Origin of the sequence: Vibrio sp. 10N.261.52.C2 (assembly GCF_041471425.1) — a bacterium.
GTDB classification, from domain to species: domain Bacteria; phylum Pseudomonadota; class Gammaproteobacteria; order Enterobacterales; family Vibrionaceae; genus Vibrio; species Vibrio crassostreae_C.
Window position 1 is genome coordinate 13,619 of the sequence record NZ_JBFROH010000025.1, and the last position, 16,170, is coordinate 29,788.

The following is a 16,170-nucleotide window of genomic DNA, read 5'->3' on the forward strand; positions in this document are numbered from 1 at the left end:
CGTTCACTCGAATCCCGCATCTGCTCTTAACCATTGCTCTTTATGATTTAGCGGCTTATATTCAACAGTACAGTTATTACATTGATTTAACATGGGTAGCTGTTGAATAAAGGACAATAAATGCTTGATTAAAAATGGATTAATCAAGTGAACAATAAGTCAGTGGAGACTCCCCAATGAAAAAACTACTTTCAGTACTTGCTGTGTCTGCAGCAGTAATGGCACCGGCGGCATTTGCCTCTTCGCCTGTTATGTTTTCAACGATCAATGGCTTCAACGCACCTGACTCAGATGCTGTTGGCGGTGTGCGCTTGGCTTTACTTCACGGACAAGTGAACGACCTTAAAGGTCTTGATCTTGCTGTTGTTGGTATGTCTGAGACGCAAACGACCACAGGTGTGAACCTTGGTATTTTTGGTGCATCAAAAGTGAACCAAGAAATGACCGGTGCATCTCTAGGTTTCTTCAACTGGAACACGGGTAAAACAACGGGTGTTAACCTTGGTGCTGTGAACATTACTAATGATGTGAAAGGCGCGAACGTGAGTTTCGTCAACTACTCAGAAGGTAACACTATGGTTGATGTTGGCGCTGCGAACCTTTCAGAAGTGTCTACGGTTCAGGTTGGTATCTTCAACAAAACCAACAAAATCGAAGGCGTACAAGTTGGTCTGATCAACTGTGCTGACAACGGTTTCTTCCCGTGCTTCCCGATTGTAAACTTTGCTAAGTAAGGCTTAGTGTTACTATAGTGATTCATAACGCCTAAGTGCATCTGACTTAGGCGTTATTGCAACTCAACATTTTCTTATAGATATCCAAACGCCCCTCCAAAATAGATAAGCATATTGTTTTATATTTTCTATTGCAGTATTTTTACTTATGAGTACAATGTGCGATAAATCCCTAATGATGATTTATATGCTTTGATTAACCACCATACCGTCGATTTTAAAAAGGCTTTCTTAGGCCTGACCGCCAGTTTTTTAGTAGTTTTGAGCTTGTTGCTCGTTGATTCAGCGGAAGAATCAGATAAACAGTATGGAATGGAAAACCAAGGCGTAACACGCTCTTTAGCGGAGCTCACACAGATCATAAATGCGCTTGAGTACAACATCACTGCGCTTTATCCACTGCATGGGGATACCTACGTATTCTCGCATGACAAAAAGATCGAGGGTGAGACGTGTTACTTCACCAGTGAGGAGCAACATGCCCCTCGTTTTGATTTTATGTTCTCTGGCCCTCGCGAGATGTGCAACCCGGAATCGGACCTTTATACCGAAGCGGGTAAGCGCCTGTTCATCGCGCCGACCATGGCTTATTTTGCCAATACCATTGATACCATCTCTGCGATTTATTTCATTTCAAAAGAGAAATTCATTATCTCTTCGCCTTCTGATTTTGCCAGTTACATTAAGGGCGACACCTTTGATTCGGTTGTGAATAGCAGGCCTTATTGGGTGAACACGATTCGCTTTGGCTTAGCTCAAGGGCAAGACCAAGTGGTGTATACCGGCCAATATGATGACTACCTGACAGGTCAGAAAGTGGTGACCTTAACCAAAGGAATCTACGTTAATGGTGAGTTTAAAGGGGTGTTGGGTGTCGATGGCTATGTCTCGAACCTAGTATCGAACCCTACCCATGGCTATAAAGTCACCAGTACTCGAGGCGCAAACAAATACGGGTTTATGGATTTTACGTATTCCAAGCCTCTGTATGTTGATGACATTAACACCCAGCTATATCTGAGTATTGAAGAAGATAAGAGCGAGCACTTTCTGCATGTATTGGAGATGGAGAAGATTCAGCTTTCGATACTGTTGGTTTTGTATCTGCTCTCGGTTTTATGGCTATGGCGCTTCTATACAAGACAAGAGCACCAGCGTTTAAATGAGCTAGCAATGCGCGACCCATTAACGGGCTTGCTGAATCGACGTGGTTTTGAGGCTCGATTACTGGCGCAAGATGAAGAGCCGATTATTGGTGTTGGCGTGTTTGATATCGATGATTTCAAAGTCGTTAATGATCAGCATGGCCATAAAGTGGGGGACGAGGTGATTTGCCATGTTGCTCGGTTGATGCTGAACAGCGTTAGACAGCAAGATATCGTGGCTCGATTTGGTGGCGAAGAGTTTGTTGTCGCGATTACGGGTGAATCGTCTGAGTTGCTTTCATCGATCTTTGAGCGAATTCAAAACGACATTAGCCTACAGAGTTATCGATGCCCTACGGGTGACAAGATTAGTATCTCAGTGTCTGGTGGCGCGACGCTTTACTCTTTGTATAAGTTCGACAGCGTAGGGCACTTGTGGGAAAACCAGAGTATTCGTTCGTCTGATGAGCAGCTCTATAAGGCAAAGGCTGCGGGTAAGAATCAGGTGTGTATTCAGGTGTATTAAGCGCTTTCGTAAAAACTCAAAGCCTAGTCGTTTGACTAGGCTTCTTTTTTGTCTCTAAGGAATTGTGTCTAGTAGATTTCATTCAAGGTGAGAGGCTACTTCTTCACGCGACCTTTTCGCATCCACTTCTGATGCACACCACGACGTAAGCTTTGGAAGCTGTTTTCCACTTTATCGACACCAAGCAGAATCACTAGCGCCATTAGCGTGATAATGACCGATTGGGAAAGATGCCCTAGTGCGATCATCATACCTAATGCTGCGAGTACCCAGATAATTGCGGCTGAAGTCACGCCATGAATCTTGCCATCCAGTGTCATCATTACACCTGCCCCAAGAAATCCAACACCCGTAATTATCTGACCAAGCACACGAGCTTGATCGAGTGTGTTGGGGGATAGGCTGATCGCCATGGTGAGGAAGAAATAGGTACCACTGATGATCAGAATCGACGTTCGGATTCCGACGGGTTTACCACGTGTTTGCCTTTCGATTCCGATTAAAGAACCACACAGCATGCATGCAGCGAGGCCTGCCCAGCTAAAGGGGGCAAGGTTGAGAGTTTGTTCTATAAATTGTGACATATCACCCCTCCTAAAAATTTAGAATAGAGCCGAGTATGCTAATAATAGACCGGACGATCGAACAAAAACTTTTTGTCTTAACGATTGATAAAGATTACTTAAAACCTAGCAGCCGCTTGTTGTTAAGGTGAAGGCTGGTGTCGTGGTCTCTGTCGCTTCTTGGTACTCAAGGTAGCAGTTATCAGCCTGTTTTTTTCGGCTAGAAGGCGCATAAAGAATAATGCCATCATTTGCATCTGTGTTGGTAAAGAACCAGTCAGCTCGACCCGTATCCCAAACAGCATCTAGAAAGGTTGATTCGATGAGCTGTGACCAAGTTTGATCGTTCATCGCTGCAGGATAACCATAGACCACTGAGATATTGTCACCCTCAACATTAATCGATGCGCTAGCTGCTTTATCTAAGCCCAATGCTGATGTCTTACCATAAAGCATAGCACTTGCGCCCTCCATTCCGCCTTTAAGGCCGTTTAATGTCGAGATACGAGCATCGGTTTGAAGGTTGAGGAATTTAGAAGCTGCAGTGACCGACACAATACCTAGAATCACGATCACCACGACCAGCTCGATGATGGTGAAACCTCTTGAGCTGAACCTAAGCGCTGGTTGAGATGTGGTTGCTGGTGGAGCAACTGAGGTATTGTGTTTCATTGATACAACTTCTCTATTCAATGTGTAGGTCGAGCGGTGTCTTGCTGCTGCGTCCGCCAATCTCACGGGTTAACTTAGGTACTAGGTAGCCAGAAACCTCAGAGATTAATCCTTTAAAGTGATGCTTCGCCTCTTCATCTGAAATATAGAAGTGCGCTGCGCCCTGAACCTTATCAAGTACATGCATATAGTAAGGTAAAATACCGGCGTCGAATAGCTTTTCGCTTAATTCTTTCAATGAGTTAGCGCTGTTGTTTACGCCTTTAAGCATCACGCCTTGGTTGAGCAGAGTAGCACCACTTAACTTAAGCTTGTGGAAAGCTTGTTTGAGCTCTAAGTTAATTTCGTTGGCATGGTTAATATGACTCACCATCACCACATTAAGGCGAGTTTGAGCTAACAATTGGCATAGTTCATCCGTTACTCGAGCGGGAATCACAACCGGTAATCGGCTATGAATTCGAACTGTTTTCACATGTGGAATTTGTGCGATAGCATGAATTAGCCACTCTAGTTCGCTGTCTTTTGCCATCAGTGGATCGCCACCCGACAAGATAACTTCGTTGATCTCTGGGTGAGCAGCCACATAGTCGAGACTGGTTTGCCAAACAGACTTCGAGCCCTTGTTATCTTGGTAAGGGAAGTGACGACGGAAGCAGTAGCGGCAGTTAATCGCACAACCGCCTTTCACAATCATCAGTGCACGGTTCTTGTATTTGTGCAGTAGCCCAGGAATGGCGTTGTCTTGCTCTTCCAGTGGATCAGCGGAATAGCCTTGGTGTACCTCAAACTCTTCGCTTAGCGGTAAAATTTGTCGTAGCAATGGATCGTGTGGGTTGCCTTTTTCCATTCGTTCGACAAAGCTAAGAGGTACCCGAAGTGCAAATAACTCACGAGCAGCGAAGCCTGCTTGCCATGGTGTTGGGTCTATTTCCAATGCCTCAAGCAGTTTTGTCGGGTCAGAGATCGCATTCGATAGTTGTTTGAGCCAGTTTTGCTCAACAGATTCGACTTTTCGGGTTATGATATGCGGCATTGAAATTAACTCAAAGATGTGGAAGAGAAAATCATGGCGTCAGTAAGCACCAATGAATTCAAAGGCGGTTTAAAATTCATGATGGATAACGAGCCTTGCTCAATTATCGAAAATGAATACGTTAAGCCAGGTAAAGGCCAAGCGTTTAACCGTGTTAAACTTCGTAAACTGCTGTCAGGCAAAGTGTTAGAGAAAACATTTAAGTCAGGCGATACAGTAGAACTAGCGGACGTTGTAGACGTTGAACTAGGCTACCTATACAGCGATGGCGAATTCTACCACTTCATGAACAACGAAACATTCGAGCAAATCGCTGCTGATGCAAAAGCAGTAGGCGAGACTTCTAAATGGTTAGTTGAAAACGACGTATGTACTCTAACGTTGTGGAATGATAACCCTATCACAGTAACTCCACCAAACTTTGTTGAGATCGCAGTAACAGAAACCGATCCTGGCCTTAAAGGCGACACACAAGGTACTGGCGGTAAGCCTGCAACTCTAGCAACAGGCGCGGTAGTTCGCGTACCTCTATTCATCGCTATCGGTGAAGTTGTTAAAGTTGATACTCGTACTGGCGAATACGTTGGTCGTGTGAAGTAATTGACTTCAAGTATCTGAAAAAGGTCGCTTAGGCGGCCTTTTTTTGTATCCCAAGATCAGATTCGCGTAAACGAGATGCGGGATGCGGGATGCGGGATACGAGATACGAAGAGCTGGAAGAGCAGATATGTGTGAACGAGATGCGAGATACGAAAAGCAGGAAGATCAGAGCCGAGTCAGAGAGATAAGATATTCAACAAATAACAAAAAAGCAGAGCTGGATAACCTAGCTCTGCTTTCGCTTTTCTGCTTTTAAGCTCTTCGATACTCGATTACTCGAATCTCGAATCTGCCCTTAACTCTTAAATCATAAAGATGAAAATAACAGACAATGCGCTGATTAGGCCTGCAACGAAGTAGCAGCCAACTTTACCCGCAACACCGACATGGAACTTAAGGTCGTGCATGCCGTGGTGAAGACGGTGCATTGCGTGCCACATTGGCAGTGCTAGCGTACCGATGATGAATAGCGCACCAATAATGCTAGTGGCGAATTCAGACACACGCTCGTAGCTCATTGCGTCCGCATCGATGATGCCCATTGGCACTAAGATACCTAACACTAGAACTGTGATTGGTGTGATCATCGCAAACCAAGTACCGCCAGCGCCAAATAGGCCCCACCAGATTGGCTCATCAGAGCGTTGTGGGTTGTGGTTAACAGGTTTTACTTTGTAATTTGTGTTCATAACGAAAGCTCCTTACACCACAACAAGAACGATTAAAGAAATAAAAGCCACCGCTGCCCACTGGGTCAGTACGATGATTTTTTTATCAACCAATTTGCCTTTAAGACGGATTGGCATTACTTGAGGCATCATGCTGAAGAAGGTTTGAGCGTGCAGCAAGCTGCCTAGCAGTGCCACGATGTTGATACCAACAATGATAGGGTTAGCCATAAAGCTCAACCAACCAGCCCACGCTTCAGGGCCTTTCACTAGTGCACCCAAACCGAAGGTTAGGAACAGAGTGAATAGAATCAAAGGCAGTACAGTCGCTTCACGTAGCATGTAGAAGCGGTAGAACGGATGGTTGCTCCACCACGTTCTCTTCATCTCACGAACATAAGGCTTACGATTGCTCATATTATGCCTCCTCTGCTGTTTTTACTTGCGATCCGTCTGGCTTGAACATCGAGATAACGAAGTCCATTGAAGACTCAACTTTACCTTGGTTTACTGCAGCCGCTGGGTCTACTTTCTTCGGACATACGTCAGAACAGTAACCTACAAACGTACAGCCCCAAGCGCCATTGTCGCCATTGATAAGCTTCATACGTTCGGCTTTACCATTGTCACGGCTATCTAGGTTGTAGCGGTGAGCAAGAGCAAGTGCCGCAGGGCCGATGAACTCAGGGTTTAGACCAAACTGAGGACATGCTGCGTAACACAAACCACAGTTGATGCAGCCAGCGAACTGCTTGTATTTCGCCATTTGCTCTGGAGTTTGGATGTTCGTGCCGTCTTCTGGCTTACGGTCGTTACCAATGATGTAAGGCTTGATCGCTTCAAGGCGCTCGATGAACGGCGTCATGTCGACAATCAAATCTTTTTCGATTGGGAAGTTAGCCAAAGGCTCAATCTTGAAGCCATTCGGGTAATCACGTAAGAAGCTCTTACATGCCAGTTTTGGCACGCCATCAACCATGATGCCGCAAGAACCACAAATCGCCATACGACAAGACCAACGGTAAGACAGGTCTTTATCTAGGTTATCTTTGATGTAACCAATCGCATCAAGTACCGACATGGTTTCATCAAATGGTACTTCAAAGGTTTGAAAGTGAGGTTCTGCATCGTGCTCAGGGTCATAACGCAGGATTTCAATTTTTTGGATTCGATTCGCTGACATTATGCTTGCTCCTCTTCGCTCTTCTTAGCATTCTCTTCTGCTGCTTTTTCAGCGGCAGCGGCTTTCTCTGCAGCTTCACCGTACAGACGAGCTTTAGGTTGAGATTTGGTGATCTTAACGCCGCTGTAGTCGATGGTTGGTGCTGCATCTTCGTTGTAGAAAGATAGAGAGTGTTTCAGGAAGTTCACGTCATCACGTTCTGTGCAGTTGTCGTCTAGACGTTGGTGTGCACCGCGAGACTCTTTACGAAGGATCGCTGAGTGAACCATCGCTTCTGCAACTTCAAGACCGTAACCCACTTCGATAGCGTAAAGTAGGTCAGTGTTGAATACTTTGCCTTTGTCTTTAATGCTGATCTTCTTGTAGCGAGCTTTCAGTTCAGTGAGTTTGTCGATGGTCTTTTGCATCAAGTCTTCTTGACGGTAGATACCACAACCCGCTTCCATGGTGTGACCCATTTCAGTACGGATATCAGCCCAGTTCTCGTCGCCTTCTTGAGCCAAGATGCCTGCGATGCGATCTTCAACCGCTTTCACTTGCTTAGCGATAGACTCTTCGTTCCAGCCTTTGAATTCAGCAGCGCGTTTCACTGCTTCTTCACCAGCAACGCGGCCAAATACTACGAACTCAGCCAGAGAGTTAGAACCTAGGCGGTTTGCACCGTGTAGGCCAACTGAAGCACATTCACCAACGGCGAATAGGCCTTTAATACGAGTTTCACAGGTACCGTTAGTCTCAATACCACCCATGGTGTAGTGAACGGTTGGACGAATTGGGATTGGCTCTTTTGCTGGGTCGACGTTTACGTACGCTTTTGCTAGCTCACAGATGAACGGTAGACGCTCTTGCAGGTACTCTTCACCAAGGTGGCGAAGGTCAAGGTGCACGACATCACCAAGTGGGTGCTTGATGGTGTTGCCTTTCTGCTGCTCGTGCCAGAATGCTTGAGAAACTTTGTCACGTGGACCCAGTTCCATGTATTTGTTTTTCGGCTCGCCCACTGGAGTTTCAGGGCCCATGCCGTAATCTTGCAGGTAACGGTAGCCGTTCTTGTTGACGATGATACCGCCTTCACCACGACAACCTTCGGTCATCAAGATGCCAGTGCCCGGCAGGCCTGTTGGGTGGTATTGAACGAACTCCATATCACGCAGTGGTACACCGTGGCGATAAGCCATTGCCATACCGTCGCCAGTTACGATGCCGCCGTTGGTATTACAGTGGTAAACACGACCTGCGCCGCCGGTTGCTAGAACAACAGATTTTGCTTTGATGGTAACAAGCTCACCTTCAGACATGTGAATCGCGATTAGGCCTTGTACTTCGCCATCTTCAACGCCGCTCTGGTTTTCTACGAGAAGGTCCACCACAAAGTACTCATCAAATCGTTTGATTGTGTCGTACTTCATCGAAGTCTGGAACAGAGTATGAAGCATGTGGAAGCCGGTTTTATCCGCTGCGAACCACGTTCTCTCTACCTTCATACCGCCGAATCGGCGTACGTTTACTTCACCGTTTTCTTTACGACTCCATGGGCAGCCCCATTGTTCCATTTGGATCATTTCGCGAGTCGAGTTTTCAACAAAGTATTCAACAACATCCTGTTCACATAGCCAGTCGCCACCGCCAACAGTATCGTTGAAGTGGTTATCTAGGCTATCTTCGTCTTTAATTACCGCTGCTGAACCGCCTTCTGCTGCCACCGTGTGCGAACGCATTGGGTAAACTTTAGAAATCAGTGCTACTTCCAATTCAGGATTAGCTTCAGCTGCTGCAATTGCTGTACGAAGACCAGCGCCGCCTGCGCCGATGACTGCGATATCTGTGGTAATTGTCTTCACAGTTATTCTCCAGTGTGATGCGGAGTATTCCGCTTGTTATTATAAAAAGCATTTAGAGAGTACTTAAACGGCATCAACCGTTTATCACCCCTAAGCCTTAAGTGGTAGGTTCAGTGTAAGAGAGGAAGGTATTCGAAAAGTTGATGCATTTGGGTTTTTAGGTCGGTAGTGCATATGGAGGCATAGAAATTATAGGTTATGTGACTGCAATCACGGCAATGAATTGTTGATAACGATTAACCCACAGGACGGGTGTTAACGGCTTGTTGAGTATGATTTTTGTTATCAATGTTGATGTGAAATCTGTATTGATAATTGTATTGTAGAACGTAATTTTCTGGCTTCATTAAAACAACATTTTGCTTTCACGAATAGAAAGATAGAAGCTTACAAAAGAGGCGAAAGGTGGTAATTTTCGTCGCCTAGAATTCAGTAATATGGAACTTAATAATGCACTCAACATGGCAACCAGCCGCAACCATTAAGCAGTTAAAGCAACGTGCTGATATCCTTAATCAAATCCGTCAGTTCTTTGCTGAGCGAAACGTGATGGAAGTGGATACGCCTGCGATGAGCCACGCCACGGTGACGGACGTGCATTTGCATACTTTCAAAACTGAATTCGTAGGGCCGGGTTATGCGCACGGTCAGCCTCTGTTCTTTATGACTAGCCCTGAGTTTCATATGAAACGTCTATTAGCGGCGGGCAGTGGCTGTATTTACCAAATTTGTAAGTCTTTCCGTAACGAAGAAAATGGCCGTTACCACAACCCTGAGTTCACCATGTTGGAGTGGTATCGCGTTGGCTTTGATCACCATGACCTGATGGATGAAATGGATTTGCTGTTACAGCAGGTACTTAAATCGGGCTCAGCAGAGCGAATGACTTACCAACAAGCCTTTATTGACGTGTTAGGTGTGTGTCCCCTGGAAGATTCGATGGCTACGCTAAAGCAAGCCGCAGCAAAACTTGGGCTCAGCGATATAGCTGACCCTGAAGAAGATCGTGATACCTTGCTGCAGTTGCTGTTTAGTATTGGGGTTGAAGCCAAAATAGGGCAACAAGTCCCTGCGTTTGTTTATGACTTTCCGGCTTCACAAGCGGCATTAGCCAAGATTAACCCGAATGACTCGCGAGTAGCCGATCGCTTTGAGGTGTATTTCAAAGGCATTGAATTGGCAAACGGCTTCCATGAACTAGACAAGCCACAAGAGCAGCTCAAGCGCTTTGAAGATGACAATGCCAAACGTATTGAGATGGGCTTATCGCCTCAACCGATTGACCATCACTTGATTGAGGCATTAAAAGCGGGCTTACCAGACTGTGCGGGTGTTGCGTTAGGTATTGATCGTCTGATCATGCTGGCGTTAGGTTATGACCACATCGATGACGTGACCGCTTTTCCGTTCCCGCGCTCTTAGCTCTCTGTTCAGTTAGTTTTACTTACTGTTTGACTAACTGACTTGAATCCCAGTACCACTATCTTACTAGAATACCTGTACCCAATACGGCAACAATAGCCCCGATCCAAGCGTAGGCGTTCGGTCTCTGCTTGGTGTACAGCCAGAGTATCGGTAACAACATGATTGGCGTGGTTGAAGATAACAGAGCGACCATGCCGACATTACCTTCCTGCAGCGCATACAAAATCAGCGTCATTCCCACCGCCATCGCTAAAAACCCGTTAACTGCGGTAATCGCAAATATTTGACCATTCATTGGGTTGATTGCGCGTGAGAGCTTGGCGCCCGTTAAGCGAAATGCGGAGTGAGCAACAAAGGCGGTGATCATTCGAATGGCAGAGGCAGCAACAGGGTCTATGCTGGTTTGCATCACGGGTTTTGCAATAATACCGCCCAAGGCTTGGCAAATCGCAGCTGTAATTCCCAGTGCAACACCAATCCACACAGTGCCTTTAATGGTTTCGAGTTGGTTGTTGGCTTGTCCTCGACGACCAAAGAATATCGCGGTTAAAACGCCGCTAAACACCAAAGCCGAGCCAATCAGCTCCACCGAAGTCATGCTTTCGCTAAATAGGAAGTAACCAAGAATTGCCGAGAACACGGCGTGACAAGAGAACAGCAAACCTGCTTGGCGCGGTCCCATTCTGTTCAAACAAGCAAATAGGGCGGTATCACCAATGAAGATGCCAATTAGCCCAGACAGCATCATCGGCGTGACTAGGTCTGCTTCGACCGTTGACCAGCCACCAGTAAACCAAGCCATGCTCGATAAGATGATAGCAGTGCAACCCATGCGCCAACGGCTATAGGCGAAAGAACCTAAGTGTTGAGCAGGCTTTACTGACATCAGGCTCGCGATAGCCCAAAGAAAAGCGGCAGCAAGAGCCAACCATTCGAATCCCATTGAAGTGTACGTCCGTGTCAAAATGTAGAAGTGGGGGATTCAATATGCACTAAACCTTCCAGATAGCAAAGACGTGATTACTATCTGGAAGGGCATTAGTAGGGATTAACGTACTAGGTGATGATAAACAGGGCGAGGTAAACCATCAGCAAGCCCACAATACCTAAGATGATGCCCATCTTCGCCATGTCTTTGCTTTCGATAAGCCCGGTCGAGTAGGCCAGTGAGTTTGGTGGTGTCGATACTGGCAGAATCATGCCAAGTGACGCAGAGAAGGCGACCACAACCAGCAAGCCTTGCAGACCACCAATCGCAACTAGGCTTTCCATGGAAGCACCAATTGCAGCGGCTATCGGCATCAGCAAGTTGGCCGTCGCAGTGTTTGACATGAAGTTCGCCATTAACCAACACACGATAGACAATGTCAGTACCACAGCTGCAGGTGACAGCGATTCATAGTCAATTGCGTGTGCGAGTGCAGCGGCTAAGCCTGTTTTATCAAGGCCGATACCAATCGCGATACCACCTGCGACCAGCCACAACACATCCCAGTTAATCAGCTTGAGTTCTTCTTTACCCATGATGCCAGTGAGCGTAAACACAGCCAGTGGAATGATAGACACGACATAGGTGTTCATGCCGTGCAGTTTGGTGGTCATCCACAATAAGATTGTCGCAGCGAAGGTGATGTAAACCACAATCGCTCGCCAGCTCTTTCTAAATTGTCCATCGAGCTTGAGCACCATGTTTCTTTCTTTAGAAGGGAAGAGTTTTTGTAGAAGAAACCAAGCGATGGTGAGTTGGATGATCACAAAGGGTAAGCCCATCATCATCCAGCTGAGGAAGTCGATGGTATTTTCACCCGTTAGGTATTGCAGCGCGATGGCATTGGGCGGTGTACCGATTGGGGTTGCGATACCGCCAGTATTGGCAGCAATTGGAATACACAACACGAGCGCTTTGATACCCATATCGCCTTTTGGTGCAGATGCCACGATAGGGCCGAGCAGTGCAAGCATCATTACCGTCGTTGCGGTATTTGACATGAACATTGAGAACACGGCGGTGATCAGCATTAAGCCGAGCATAATGAAGCGCGGTTCTGTACCAAATGGTTTAAGTAGCACTCGAGCTAGGTTGTTATCGAGTTCATACTTGGATGCGGATATCGCAAGAGCAAAACCACCCATGAAAAGGATGATGATCGGTGACGAAAATGCACCGAAGATGTCGGTATATTTGATTAACTCACCGAGATCGTGCCCCGCTGGTGGATTTCTAAATAGGTGTAAACCTTTGTCAGATATCATCACCAGTTCAAGCGCAATGATCAAAATGGAAGTGGCGAATACCGGAACAGGTTCAAGCACCCACAGCAGGGCTGCTAATAAGAATATCGCCAACAGGCGGTGTTGAATCAGCGTGAGATCATCGATTGGTATTGAATCTATCGGCATGAATAACACGCCTAAGGGAATCGCAAAACAAATCAACAGCTTGACCAGAACGCCAACATTGAGTTTAGGCATGTACAAAGACCCTATAAATAAAATATCTTCAAATAGAGTAAGTTATCTGGATTTCTGGTACTTGGAGACGGGTTGGAAAATCAAAAAGTTGTTTAAGGTTTCGACAGTTGTTTTGTTTTTGGTCAATCTTTTATCTGGGCAATTAGAGACAAGAGTGAGAAGCAGCAGGTGGCTGGGCAGGGTTTGAAAGATTGAGTTGTTAGAGCTTGAGTAGCAAATGAATCGGTAGAGTTAAGAAAAAGGCGCGTTCTTCTCTGAAATAGAAAAAGTAACGCGCCTTGAAAGCTTAAATGAGTTAACTCAAATTGTTAAGCTTGGTCAGTGTTCTCAGCAGAATCGGTAACAACATCGTCATTTGCTTGCGCTTCTTTGCCAGCAATGTGCGCGAAAGGTGTACCAAGAACCGTTTTCTCGCCATTTTGCATAGTGTCGTCAAACTTGATCGCATCTTTAGCGAACAGGTTGATAACGGTTGAACCAAGCTTAAAGCGGCCCATCTCTTCGCCTTTCTTCAAGATGATTGCTTTGTCACCTTGTGCAGGGTAATCCCATTTGTAAACCGAGTTACCACGAGGTGGGGTGATGGTACCTGCCCATACTTGCTCGATACTACCTACGATCGTTGCGCCAACCAGCACTTGTGCCATTGGGCCAAATTCCGTATCGAAGATACAAACGACACGCTCATTACGTGCGAATAGGTTTGGAACGTTTTCTGCCGTTAACGGGTTAACTGAGAAAAGGTCACCTGGAACGTAGATCATCTGGCGCAGTGTGCCGTCGCATGGCATGTGCACGCGGTGGTAATCACTTGGAGACAGGTAAAGCGTTGCGAATTCACCGTCTTTAAATTCATCCGCTAGCGCAGCATCACCACCCAATAGCTCGCGAGCTGAGTAGTTATGGCCTTTCGCTTGAATCAGTTGACCGTCAGTAATTGGGCCAAATTGGCTCACACGTGCATCTGCAGGGTGAACAATAACAGACTCACCTTCAGCGATAGGACGCATGCCTTCTTTCAATTCACGCACGAAGAATTCATTGAATGTTTTAAAGTGTTTTGGATCGCTATGCAGAGCTTCATCCATGTTCACTTTGTATTGCTTGATGAACCAGTTGATGATCGCTGTCGTTAAGCCGCCCGCTTTAGCAGACGCAAGTTTGCCGACTAGGCGAGTTAATCCATGTTGTGGAATCCAGTACTGCAATCCAACTTTAATCTTATCCATTGTATTAATTTTCCAATGCTAATTGTTTTTCAATTAAATCTGTCGATGACGGTTTAGGGCGCGAGATGTTACTTAAATTCGCGCCAATTGTCAGTAAATGCACACATTTGTTCACAAAAACGCGATTAGAGATCGGCTTTTTTGTTGCGTGAATACTGACGGTTATCTTTGTTACTCGCCATGCTTTCAATGATGCGGTGGTAGTTGTCGAAACGTAATCGACTGATCTTTCCGTTTTCTACCGCTTCGCGCAGGATGCAGCCTGGGTCATCAATGTGTTTACAGTCACGGAACTTACAACCGCCAAGGTAAGGCTTGAACTCGATAAAGGCTTCAGTGATTTCGTCGGCCTCTAGGTGCCATAGGCCGAATTCACGCACTCCTGGTGAATCAATCAGATCACCACCAGAAGGGAAGTGGTATAAACGAGCTGCCGTGGTTGTGTGCTGACCAAGACCTGAGTTCTCAGAGACTTCGCCTTCTTCAATGTCTAGCGTAGGCATTAATGCATTCACTAGGCTTGATTTACCCACACCCGATTGACCAACAAAGATGTTGATACGGTCTTTGAGTTCAGCTTCCAGCTCTTTGATGCCGTAGCCAGACTCTTTACTCACGAACATCACTTTATAGCCGATCTTCTCGTACTCTTTAAGTGTTTCACGGTATTCAGCGATCTGCTCATCAGTCAGTAGATCGACCTTGTTCAGTACAACAAGCGGCGCGATGTTTACCGTTTCTGAAGCAATTAGGTAACGGTCGATAATATTAAGTGATAGCTCTGGTAGCACAGCCGATACGATAACCATTTGGTCGACGTTCGCAGCTACTGGCTTTAGGCCATCGTAGTAATCAGGGCGAGTCAGCATTGAAGTTCTCGGCTCAACCGCTTCCACAACGCCAGAAATACCGGCCATTGATTCTAAGCCTGCGCGCCAAGTCACTCGGTCACCAGAAACTAAAGTCTCGATACTACGGCGTAAGTTACAACGATGAACTTCGTTAGTTTCAAGATCTTCGATATCAGCATGTTGGCCAAAGCGCGTAATCACGAGTCCGCTTTTGGTTCCGCCAAGCATGTTCTCATCCCATTGGATAGAATCTTCTTTCTTGAGTCGCTTGTTCTGGTTGCTACGTACACGACGTACTTGACCTTTGGTTAACTTCTTTTTTTTAGCCACAATTTTTCACTTAACACATCTAACTTGATGATTGGGGACTCAAACAGGATGTTGCTGGTACCACGTGATTTCGATGGTCCTAAAGCTAGTTTGAGTATAGTTATTTGGGTATAGTACCTCTTTTACACATAAACAAATAGGCGACGCCTTATGTCCTTTAGCGATCAGAACCTTATTTGGGTTGATCTAGAGATGACAGGACTTGATCCTGAAACTCATAAAATCATTGAAATTGCTACTATCGTTACTGATAGTGAGCTTAACATCCTGGCTGAAGGACCTGTTTTGGCTATTCACCAACCTCAGAGTGAATTGGACAAGATGGACGAGTGGTGTACAACGACTCACACTGGCAGCGGCCTCGTGAAGCGAATTCAAGAAAGCACGGTTTCAGAGCAAGATGCCATCCAACAAACCATTGAGTTTCTTGAAAAATGGGTACCAAAAGGTAAGTCACCAATTTGTGGCAACAGCATTGGTCAAGACCGTCGTTTCCTATACAAGCACATGCCAGAGTTAGAAGAGTACTTCCACTACCGCTATGTTGACGTAAGCACTCTGAAAGAGCTGACTCGTCGTTGGAAACCTGAAGTGTTAGATGGTTTTTCTAAGTCGGGAAGTCACCTTGCGTTAGACGATATTCGAGAGTCGATCGCCGAGCTGCAGTACTACCGAAAAACGATTATTAACATCTAGTCGAATAAAATGATCACGTTTATCTAACTTTTCAGGGACATAAGAGCCGTTTTTTTTGCAAATCTGTGTGCTTTTACAGCAGTTGAGTAAAAAGTTTCGTAATTTTGCATTAAGGACTTGCATCACAAAAAAATGCTCTTATAATTCGCAGCCCTGAACGGAGAAAGACGTTTTCAGATTGCGATACTAGCTCAGTTGG

16 protein-coding genes are annotated in these 16,170 nt (G+C 45.9%); 5 read left to right on the forward strand and 11 right to left on the reverse strand.

Annotation, left to right across the window (positions count from 1 at the left end; all coding sequences use genetic code 11):
* Window positions 1-176 precede the first annotated feature (176 nt).
* Together AB4307_RS10400 and AB4307_RS10405 are read left to right on the forward strand one after the other, a co-directional pair.
* The gene (locus AB4307_RS10400) at window positions 177-734 is read left to right on the forward strand and encodes a VC2662 family protein (protein WP_048607780.1); all 558 of its coding nucleotides are present in this window, start codon (window positions 177-179) and stop codon (window positions 732-734) included.
* A 192-nt stretch (window positions 735-926) separates the two neighbouring features.
* Window positions 927-2,405, forward strand: coding sequence for a sensor domain-containing diguanylate cyclase (locus AB4307_RS10405; RefSeq protein ID WP_017063163.1), 1,479 nt, complete (start codon window positions 927-929; stop codon window positions 2,403-2,405).
* A gap of 95 nt (window positions 2,406-2,500) precedes the next feature.
* On the opposite strand, the gene AB4307_RS10410 is transcribed toward AB4307_RS10405, so the two are convergent.
* The 3 genes from AB4307_RS10410 to epmB form a co-directional block, all read right to left on the reverse strand.
* Window positions 2,501-2,989, reverse strand: coding sequence for an MgtC/SapB family protein (locus AB4307_RS10410; RefSeq protein WP_004733333.1), 489 nt, complete (start codon window positions 2,987-2,989; stop codon window positions 2,501-2,503).
* A gap of 105 nt (window positions 2,990-3,094) precedes the next feature.
* Complete coding sequence (locus AB4307_RS10415) at window positions 3,095-3,640, reverse strand: prepilin-type N-terminal cleavage/methylation domain-containing protein (protein WP_017067163.1); 546 nt, start codon at window positions 3,638-3,640, stop codon at window positions 3,095-3,097.
* A gap of 13 nt (window positions 3,641-3,653) precedes the next feature.
* On the reverse strand, window positions 3,654-4,676 hold the full coding sequence (gene epmB / locus AB4307_RS10420; protein WP_136987099.1) for an EF-P beta-lysylation protein EpmB: 1,023 nt from the start codon (window positions 4,674-4,676) through the stop codon (window positions 3,654-3,656).
* Window positions 4,677-4,709: 33 nt separating this feature from the next.
* On the opposite strand from epmB, the gene efp reads away from it, so the two are divergent.
* Entirely contained in the window at window positions 4,710-5,276 is a 567-nt protein-coding gene (gene efp, locus AB4307_RS10425) for an elongation factor P (protein ID WP_017067165.1), read from the forward strand.
* Between the two features lie 302 nt (window positions 5,277-5,578).
* Here efp and frdD read toward each other — a convergent pair whose 3' ends face one another.
* From frdD to frdA, 4 genes are read right to left on the reverse strand one after another with little or no spacing between them, the layout of a single operon-like run.
* The gene (frdD, locus tag AB4307_RS10430; protein WP_017063167.1) at window positions 5,579-5,965 is read right to left on the reverse strand and encodes a fumarate reductase subunit FrdD; all 387 of its coding nucleotides are present in this window, start codon (window positions 5,963-5,965) and stop codon (window positions 5,579-5,581) included.
* A gap of 12 nt (window positions 5,966-5,977) precedes the next feature.
* The gene (gene frdC, locus AB4307_RS10435; protein WP_104216256.1) at window positions 5,978-6,361 is read right to left on the reverse strand and encodes a fumarate reductase subunit FrdC; all 384 of its coding nucleotides are present in this window, start codon (window positions 6,359-6,361) and stop codon (window positions 5,978-5,980) included.
* Between the two features lies 1 nt (window position 6,362).
* On the reverse strand, window positions 6,363-7,127 hold the full coding sequence (locus tag AB4307_RS10440) for a succinate dehydrogenase/fumarate reductase iron-sulfur subunit (RefSeq protein ID WP_009847917.1): 765 nt from the start codon (window positions 7,125-7,127) through the stop codon (window positions 6,363-6,365).
* The gene (gene frdA / locus AB4307_RS10445; protein ID WP_102332660.1) at window positions 7,127-8,968 is read right to left on the reverse strand and encodes a fumarate reductase (quinol) flavoprotein subunit; all 1,842 of its coding nucleotides are present in this window, start codon (window positions 8,966-8,968) and stop codon (window positions 7,127-7,129) included. Before frdA ends, AB4307_RS10440 begins: the two co-directional genes overlap by 1 nt.
* Before the next feature lie 450 nt (window positions 8,969-9,418).
* Between frdA and epmA the strand changes: the two genes are divergently transcribed.
* Window positions 9,419-10,390, forward strand: a complete 972-nt coding sequence (gene epmA / locus AB4307_RS10450) for an elongation factor P--(R)-beta-lysine ligase (RefSeq protein ID WP_248402750.1) — start codon at window positions 9,419-9,421, stop codon at window positions 10,388-10,390.
* Window positions 10,391-10,448: 58 nt separating this feature from the next.
* Here the strand turns inward: epmA and AB4307_RS10455 are convergent, their stop codons facing one another.
* From AB4307_RS10455 to rsgA, 4 genes are all read right to left on the reverse strand, one after another.
* Window positions 10,449-11,336 (reverse strand): DMT family transporter, encoded by an 888-nt coding sequence (locus AB4307_RS10455; protein WP_017070291.1) that lies wholly within the window; start codon window positions 11,334-11,336, stop codon window positions 10,449-10,451.
* A gap of 113 nt (window positions 11,337-11,449) precedes the next feature.
* Window positions 11,450-12,865 carry an SLC13 family permease gene (locus AB4307_RS10460; protein WP_017061303.1) on the reverse strand — a complete coding sequence of 472 codons (1,416 nt, stop codon included), beginning with the start codon at window positions 12,863-12,865 and terminating at the stop codon, window positions 11,450-11,452.
* Window positions 12,866-13,173: 308 nt separating this feature from the next.
* Window positions 13,174-14,094 (reverse strand): archaetidylserine decarboxylase, encoded by a 921-nt coding sequence (gene asd, locus AB4307_RS10465; protein WP_017063172.1) that lies wholly within the window; start codon window positions 14,092-14,094, stop codon window positions 13,174-13,176.
* Window positions 14,095-14,219: 125 nt separating this feature from the next.
* Window positions 14,220-15,275, reverse strand: coding sequence for a small ribosomal subunit biogenesis GTPase RsgA (gene rsgA, locus AB4307_RS10470; protein WP_017061306.1), 1,056 nt, complete (start codon window positions 15,273-15,275; stop codon window positions 14,220-14,222).
* 150 nt (window positions 15,276-15,425) lie between these two features.
* On the opposite strand from rsgA, the gene orn reads away from it, so the two are divergent.
* The gene (orn, locus tag AB4307_RS10475) at window positions 15,426-15,971 is read left to right on the forward strand and encodes an oligoribonuclease (RefSeq protein ID WP_010434065.1); all 546 of its coding nucleotides are present in this window, start codon (window positions 15,426-15,428) and stop codon (window positions 15,969-15,971) included.
* The last annotated feature ends 199 nt before the right edge of the window (window positions 15,972-16,170 follow it).

What these genes read in the sequence shown, in the direction of transcription:
- AB4307_RS10440 (WP_009847917.1), bottom strand. Translation starts at nt 7,127, where the DNA reads ATGTCAGCGAATCGAATCCAAAAAATTGAAATCCTGCGTTATGACCCT.
- efp (WP_017067165.1), top strand. Translation starts at nt 4,710, where the DNA reads ATGGCGTCAGTAAGCACCAATGAATTCAAAGGCGGTTTAAAATTCATG.
- AB4307_RS10400 (WP_048607780.1), top strand. Translation starts at nt 177, where the DNA reads ATGAAAAAACTACTTTCAGTACTTGCTGTGTCTGCAGCAGTAATGGCA.
- AB4307_RS10460 (WP_017061303.1), bottom strand. Translation starts at nt 12,865, where the DNA reads ATGCCTAAACTCAATGTTGGCGTTCTGGTCAAGCTGTTGATTTGTTTT.
- AB4307_RS10410 (WP_004733333.1), bottom strand. Translation starts at nt 2,989, where the DNA reads ATGTCACAATTTATAGAACAAACTCTCAACCTTGCCCCCTTTAGCTGG.
- orn (WP_010434065.1), top strand. Translation starts at nt 15,426, where the DNA reads ATGTCCTTTAGCGATCAGAACCTTATTTGGGTTGATCTAGAGATGACA.
- AB4307_RS10415 (WP_017067163.1), bottom strand. Translation starts at nt 3,640, where the DNA reads ATGAAACACAATACCTCAGTTGCTCCACCAGCAACCACATCTCAACCA.
- epmB (WP_136987099.1), bottom strand. Translation starts at nt 4,676, where the DNA reads ATGCCGCATATCATAACCCGAAAAGTCGAATCTGTTGAGCAAAACTGG.
- epmA (WP_248402750.1), top strand. Translation starts at nt 9,419, where the DNA reads ATGCACTCAACATGGCAACCAGCCGCAACCATTAAGCAGTTAAAGCAA.
- frdD (WP_017063167.1), bottom strand. Translation starts at nt 5,965, where the DNA reads ATGAACACAAATTACAAAGTAAAACCTGTTAACCACAACCCACAACGC.
- frdC (WP_104216256.1), bottom strand. Translation starts at nt 6,361, where the DNA reads ATGAGCAATCGTAAGCCTTATGTTCGTGAGATGAAGAGAACGTGGTGG.
- AB4307_RS10455 (WP_017070291.1), bottom strand. Translation starts at nt 11,336, where the DNA reads ATGGGATTCGAATGGTTGGCTCTTGCTGCCGCTTTTCTTTGGGCTATC.
- asd (WP_017063172.1), bottom strand. Translation starts at nt 14,094, where the DNA reads ATGGATAAGATTAAAGTTGGATTGCAGTACTGGATTCCACAACATGGA.